Origin of the sequence: Mycobacterium sp. AT1 (genome assembly GCF_002043095.1) — a bacterium.
In the GTDB taxonomy this organism is placed as follows: domain Bacteria; phylum Actinomycetota; class Actinomycetes; order Mycobacteriales; family Mycobacteriaceae; genus Mycobacterium.
Window position 1 is genome coordinate 21,542 of the sequence record NZ_MVOC01000054.1, and the last position, 6,395, is coordinate 27,936.

Below are 6,395 nucleotides of genomic sequence, written 5' to 3' on the forward strand. Positions count from 1 at the left end.
CCATTCAGGGATGCACCACCTCACCGGCACCGCCGTCCGCGCGATCACCCGCTACGGCTACGTCCCGTTCATGCTGCTCGGCCTCACCGGAGCCGCCATCGCCCTCACCGTTGCCGGCGCGTCCACGTTCTGGCTCCTGGTCGTTCTGGCCGTTGCCATCGCGACGTCATTCCTGGCCGAAGCGATCATCCCCTACGACCGCAGCTGGAACCACGACCGCGCCGACAGTGCCCGCGACCGCATCCACGCCGCAGTCAACGAAGCACTCATCCTGGTCAGCGTCACCGCCATCCCCCTGCTGGCCGGCATCATTCCAACCCCCGAGATCTGGCCCACCAGTTGGCCATTCATCGCCCAGGTAATGGCCGCCATACTCGTCGCCGACCTCGGCATCACGCTGGTCCACCGCGCCAGCCACCACGTCGGGAGGCTGTGGCGCTTTCACGCCGTGCACCACAGCATCACCCGCATGTACGGACTCAACGGCCTCATGAAACACCCGCTGCACCAGACCGTCGAAATGACCGCAGGAGTAGCCCCGCTGATCCTGATCGGCCTTCCCGTCGACGTCGCATCGGTGCTCGCCCTCGCCGTCGCCATCCAACTGCTCCTGCAGCACTCCAACGCCGACTACCGCGTCGGCCCCGCCAAGCACCTGCTCGCACTCAACGAGGGCCACCGCTTCCACCACCTCAAATGGGCCGGCGTCGGCGACGTCAACTTCGGACTCTTCACCCTGATCTGGGACCACCTCATGCACACCCATGCCTACGACCCCACCCGCCGCTTCGACTCCACCCAACTCGGCATCGCCGTCAAGCCAGACTTCCCCGCCGGCTACCTGCAACAGATCACGTACCCGTTCACCACCGCCGGCGGATGCACATCCACCTCGGAAGCCAGCCCAGCGGTCATCAGGACTCGATGATGCGGGCCCTGATGAGCGGTTGAGAGAAACCTGATGGGAAGGTCAACGCCGGACATCCACAGCCGCCCAACGAATTACACGGCTGTTGTTCTGTTACTAGTGTTAACAGTGGGGCTGATGTGATGTACGTTTCATGATATCCGCTGCTGCTACGTACTGAGTCGGTACGTAGAACCGCAACCCGGCGCACGAGTCGGCGGCGCTCATGTCCCCCAGGGGCATGGCCACCTGCGAAGGAGAACTGAACTCGATGCCCTCCGAGTTTCGGACCACCAATCGTGGTCGACGTTTCGGCGCATCGCCGAAGGCGGACAGCGCAAGGCGCCGTCGCTCTGGCTTGACGCGTCTCTTCCTCATCGGGTGCACCGTGTCAACGATCTTTCTCGCCACGCCCGCTTACGCCGAACCCGTCAGCCCATGGGATCCGTTGCTGCCAAGCGTTCTCAGTGCGGGGGCCCCGGGTGACCCACTGGCGATAGCCAACGCCTCCTTACAAGCCAGCGCCAACGCGGCAAAAACCACCATGGACATGGGACGCAAATTCCTGAGCAGCCTGGGGCTGACGAGCCCGCCGAGCAACCCGGGGGCCAGCCTGAGCGGCAACCGGGTCTACGGCGCACAAGCCATCGAATACGTGATTCGCCGAGCCGGATCCCAGCGCGGGGTTCCCTACTCATGGGGCGGAGGCAGCCTCAACGGGCCGAGCCGCGGAATCGACTCCGGCGCAGGAACTGTCGGATTCGACTGCTCGGGCCTGACCCGCTACGCCTTCGCCGGTGTCGGCATTCTGCTTCCCCGCTACTCCGGCGCTCAATACGACGCTGGCCGAAAAATCCCCCCGTCGCAAGCCAAGCGGGGCGACCTCCTGTTCTGGGGTCCCTCCGGAGGGCAGCACGAAGCCCTCTACCTGGGCAACGGCCAGATGCTCGAAGCGCAACAAACCGGCGTACCGGTGAAAGTCTCGTCGGTGCGTACCGGCGGAATGACCCCATACGTCACCCGCATCATCGAGAGCTAGCATCCGGATGAAACCTGGCCGTGCAGGCGCGGTAAGACCGCGTGGGACTGCTGCGCCGAGAGGCGTGTCCTACACCGCGGCGACGCCGCTGTTGACTGCCCTGACGACGAGCTGATCACGCACCAGTCGCTACGTCGCGGTCACGCCACTAGCGTGGCGCGTCTGGAGTTGCCCGCTCGAAGGCCCCGCGATGGGGTTAATCTGCAGCACTCACATGGATAACGACTGTTATCCATGAAACCTACTGATGCGCGCACCCTTGAATACCCATAGCCGCGACTTGCTCGGCTAGATAGATAACCGTTGATATCCACAAGCGAGCCGCACAGTCTCCGAGCCCCGATCGAGCTCGCCAAAGCGCGTGGTGCCCATCCTTCCCGAGTGGTCTACCGACTTCCTCGCCGACCGCGCGATCCGTTGAACAGGACTTGAAGGCCATCGCCACACTGACCGCCGGGCCAGCCGAAGCCGTCTTGAATCTGGGAACCGACGAGCTGACTAAGGACAAGCCGGTGGGACGTACCGACCGGTTGCGTTGACGGGGGATGACGGGTAGCTGGCCCGCTCCTAGCGTTCCCGACGCGATAGGGTGCACGGAACGACACACTCGTTGAGCTGGAGGAACTTGCGTGGGCAAAATAGTGACCGTTGAGTACGTCGACGACATCGACGGCGTGCCAGTAGACGCAGGATCCGTGGACACCGTTGAGTTTTCATACCGCGGGGACAGCTACTCGCTTATCTTGACTGCTGACAACGGCGCCCAATTCGACAAAGACATCGCCCGGTACATCAAGGCGGCCAAGAAAGCCGCGACGCGCGAGGCTCGAGATGCACGAAAAGACAGCCGGCCTATCCCTGCGCAAACGGCCAAGCTGAAGGCGCGGCCACGACCCACATCACGCAAGACCGCCGCGGCAGTGAAGACGCCCGGTCCGGAGCGGACACGTGCGATCCGCGAGTGGGCAATGGCCAATGGCCACAACGTTTCTCCCCGAGGCAGGATTGCTGCGACGGTGATCAAGGCGTACGACGCCGCACACTAACCATCGAGAGCGTCGGCTCCGCCGCAGTTCTCTTGCTGTCAGGTCTTGAGCGCGGACAGCTTCTGCAGGTGCTTTGTCGCGCCGTATCGAAAGAGTGGCCGCGGCAGATGCTGGGCAAGCTTGTGGCGGTACGTTGATTGAGGATTGGGCCTCAGTCGGGCAGGCAACGGGACCGACACTGAACAATGTTGTTGCACAGCTGACTTCGACACTACGGTGGCTGAAAATACGTTACCGGTGAAAGTTCTGTCGCACAATTGCGTTAAAATACTCGACCGATGGGTCCGCCACGCGCCGGCAGGCCGCTGATGCGACAGGTGTAGCGGGTGCCGCCCACCACCTTTTCCAAAGTGTTTGCGGTCGTGGATGGAATTCGAGATTCCGTGAACTTGAGGTCCATCATCTTGGGCGTGTCTACGTAAACGAAGACACCCGTTCATCTGTGGGTAAGGCCGAAAGCCCGGCTCACACCGCGCCAGCTATCACCGGGCGCGTAGGGAGGGTCCTTGCCGGCATCGACGGACACGATGCCAGGCAAGACATTCGAGATGTTGTCCGGATGAATGATTTAATCCCAGAGGACTTGTGCGGGATAAGCGGTGATCACCGATGCCGATACGTTGGGCATAGCTCAAGGTACTTCGAGATGCGCGCTATCGCCCCGTGTCATAGGCGGGTGAACCGACGAGGACGACGTCCGTGCCCCCGCAATCCCTCTAGGGCGGCCGGAAGCAGCGCGCCGACTCCAAGTCGCTTAAGACGGGCGCGCGAAAAGGTCCTGCCAGGCCACCGATGATGTTGGCGGACTGAGAGGTGCGACTCGCACGTTCCATTATTTCCGACGTGCTCTGCTTGCTTGTTCGTCAGCACTCGAAACGACGGGCGTGCTCTCATCCTGCTGCAGCCGCTTGATAGATGCATTTCAGCAAGTTCTCCGCGGCGAGCCCAGTTCCGGCCAGCGAGGCGCCCAGCAGTGCCCAGTCTGCAGGACCGGCTGGCGTGCCGGCGGCAGTCACCACGGTGCCCAGTGTTGAAACGGCAAGCCCCCCGGTCGTCGACGTCCATTCCCAGCCGTCGCACGTTTTAGGCTGGTGAAGGGCTAGGTACGCCATTCGGCGAGCTTCGACGGCAATGGGGTCGTCTGCGGGGCGCGAGGCCAGTGCGGCGGTCATCTCGCTAACCCATCGGCGGGTGGAGTCGGGAACCGGTGGTGCCGCTGAGGCGGGCGGCGGCAACAACATCGACGCGGGGTCCGACGAGGCTCCCGGGGCCAGCCCGCCCGTTTGTGTTCCGTCAGGCACGCTCGGCGCCGGCGGATGCGGGACTGCGGGGCCCGGTGGGGCGAGTGGGTTGTCCAAGGCTCGAACTGTGCTTGGCGGTGCTTGCGGTGGATCGGCACTGAGTGCGGCGCCGTGTTCACGGTACCTCGCGTAGGCCACCCGGGCCTGGCTGTGCGTGGTCGCCAACTCGGTCTGCAATTGGGTAACCACCCGAGCGTAGGCGCCCCCGGTTGAGGCGTTGGCCGCGCTGGCCGCCTGCAGGCGTCGTTCGATTTCTGTGAACTTCTCCGGTGGTGGAACCTGCGCACGGGTCCTACCCAAGGTCTCTGCCTGGTGCGTGCACTGCGACGACGCGGCGATTGCGTGGTCAGCATGGCTGTCGTACCAACCCGCGAGGGCGGTGAGCCTGTCCCTGGCGGCTTCACCGGCCAGGGACTGCCAGGAGGACGTGAGCCGCGCGATGGCTGCGCGGAGGTCCGTGGCGATTGTGCGTAGCTGTTCGGCGTGTGCGCGCGCCTCTTCTGCCGCGCTCAACAGCGGCCCCGGTCCAGGTCCGGTGTGGATTAGCGCCGCAATCGCTTTGCCGTCGACGGGACTGATTCCCGCCGGGATCGGCGTAGGGGCTGTCACGGGTGAGCCGTCTGGGTCTGCCGCGGCTGGGGTCGGTGTCGCCTGGCCTGGGTCGCCGCCATCGCGTTGTAGCGCCGCTGCGTTGAGGTTTTCTTGCTCCCGGTAGGTCGCTGCATTGGATTGCAGAACCGCCGCCGAGTTCGCGGCGATCTGGGCTGCGTGAGCGCTGTGTGTGCCGATGATCTGCAAGTGTGCGGACAATGTCGCTGCGATCGCCGTGGACACCTCGTCCGCGGCTGCAGCGTCGACCACCGTAGCGCCCAGTCCTCCGGTCCACGGGATTGCCCGCGCGATCTGGCCGCCGGCTGTGTCCAGTTCGTCAACTTCGATGTCCAAGCCCACGACGTCTCCCTAGCTAGTGCTGCAACTCGTGTATCTGATTGCGCCGCGAGTTGCGGCGCCCATTGCAAGCCCTCGCTGGCAGAAGTAGCAAGAAGTTCGTCCGCCCGACGGATGTAGCGCGGTTGTTCGCGTGCGGGCGCTCGGACGATTCGGCGGTGACGCCAAGGGCGCGGGTGACACAGCATTCGCTGTTGTCGGCGGGCTCACCCCGTGGGTAGGTCGAGCGAGCGAACGTTCCGCCGAGGGTGTCCCCGAACAGACCACGAATCTGCGGTGCACCGCCATCGCTTTTCTCGACGCGAGTCATGCTTCCATGCTGGCCGATTGACTGCTCCTACAGCTATGCGCCAAGCTTCTTGTCCAGCCGCGAGGGTCTGACAGAGTCGAACTGCCCCGCATCGTCGGCTTCGCCGACCGGGCCTGGAGTCAACCGCAAATCGTCACTGTGACATTTTGGAGACGCTGGACGATCTGTCACTTCGGGGTCGACGCGGTTGATCCGAGGTAAGGCCCCGTCGACCGCGGCCACGTTCGCCGGAGCCAGCCGGAATACAGCGTCGGCGGCTGTAAGCCAAGCCGCGCCATGTCGCCTTCGGCACTGCGCGCCGGCCTTTCGCGTCGACCGACAGCCGGACATACCGCGGGGATGCATTGCTGCGCTCGGAGGTTGCGGTCGGCGTTGTCTCGACTTCCTGGTCATGCAGGCAGGTTGCAAGAGCCCCGCGAAGCGCTCCCCCTGTACGACGACCGCGCCGCGGCTCCGATGAGCTGTTTGACGGGCACCCGTTGGACCCAAAACCGAACAGAGCGACGCCTCGCCGGCGGATTGCCGATCACCACTGTGCTGCCTGCTCGAAGAGGGGCGTGGCACACACCGGCACTGGGAAGCCGCGCCACCGGCTGGTGTCTAGGACCAACCTTGGTCTCGACTGGCGCATCGTCGGCTGCTCCCCCGTCCCGGGCCCCCGCGGTTCTGTGGTCGAGCCGCCGCCTACGTGTACCTCGAAGAGCGTCAGTCCTCGTTCCCCTGTCCCCCTCGGTCTAGCTATTCATGTTGGCGGACGGAACATTCGGGTCACAGTGGGGCTCGGCCTCGCGGTTACCGCGCTAATCTATCGGGGTGGGCTGAGCCGTTCGTCGCGACGAGGCGG

Annotated in this window: 4 protein-coding genes; 3 read left to right on the top strand and 1 reads right to left on the bottom strand. The window is 64.4% G+C overall.

Going from position 1 to position 6,395, the window contains the following annotated elements; genetic code table 11:
- Positions 1–10: 10 nt before the first annotated feature.
- From B1790_RS23760 to B1790_RS23770, 3 genes are all read left to right on the top strand, one after another.
- Positions 11–928 carry a sterol desaturase family protein gene (locus B1790_RS23760; RefSeq protein WP_079925743.1) on the top strand — a complete coding sequence of 306 codons (918 nt, stop codon included), beginning with the start codon at positions 11–13 and terminating at the stop codon, positions 926–928.
- A gap of 250 nt (positions 929–1,178) precedes the next feature.
- The gene (gene ripB, locus B1790_RS23765) at positions 1,179–1,946 is read left to right on the top strand and encodes an NlpC/P60 family peptidoglycan endopeptidase RipB (RefSeq protein ID WP_079925751.1); all 768 of its coding nucleotides are present in this window, start codon (positions 1,179–1,181) and stop codon (positions 1,944–1,946) included.
- 641 nt (positions 1,947–2,587) lie between these two features.
- On the top strand, positions 2,588–2,992 hold the full coding sequence (locus B1790_RS23770; RefSeq protein WP_233165290.1) for an Lsr2 family protein: 405 nt from the start codon (positions 2,588–2,590) through the stop codon (positions 2,990–2,992).
- An 890-nt stretch (positions 2,993–3,882) separates the two neighbouring features.
- Here the strand turns inward: B1790_RS23770 and B1790_RS23775 are convergent.
- The gene (locus B1790_RS23775; RefSeq protein ID WP_158083875.1) at positions 3,883–5,238 is read right to left on the bottom strand and encodes a PPE domain-containing protein; all 1,356 of its coding nucleotides are present in this window, start codon (positions 5,236–5,238) and stop codon (positions 3,883–3,885) included.
- Between the last annotated feature and the right edge of the window lie 1,157 nt (positions 5,239–6,395).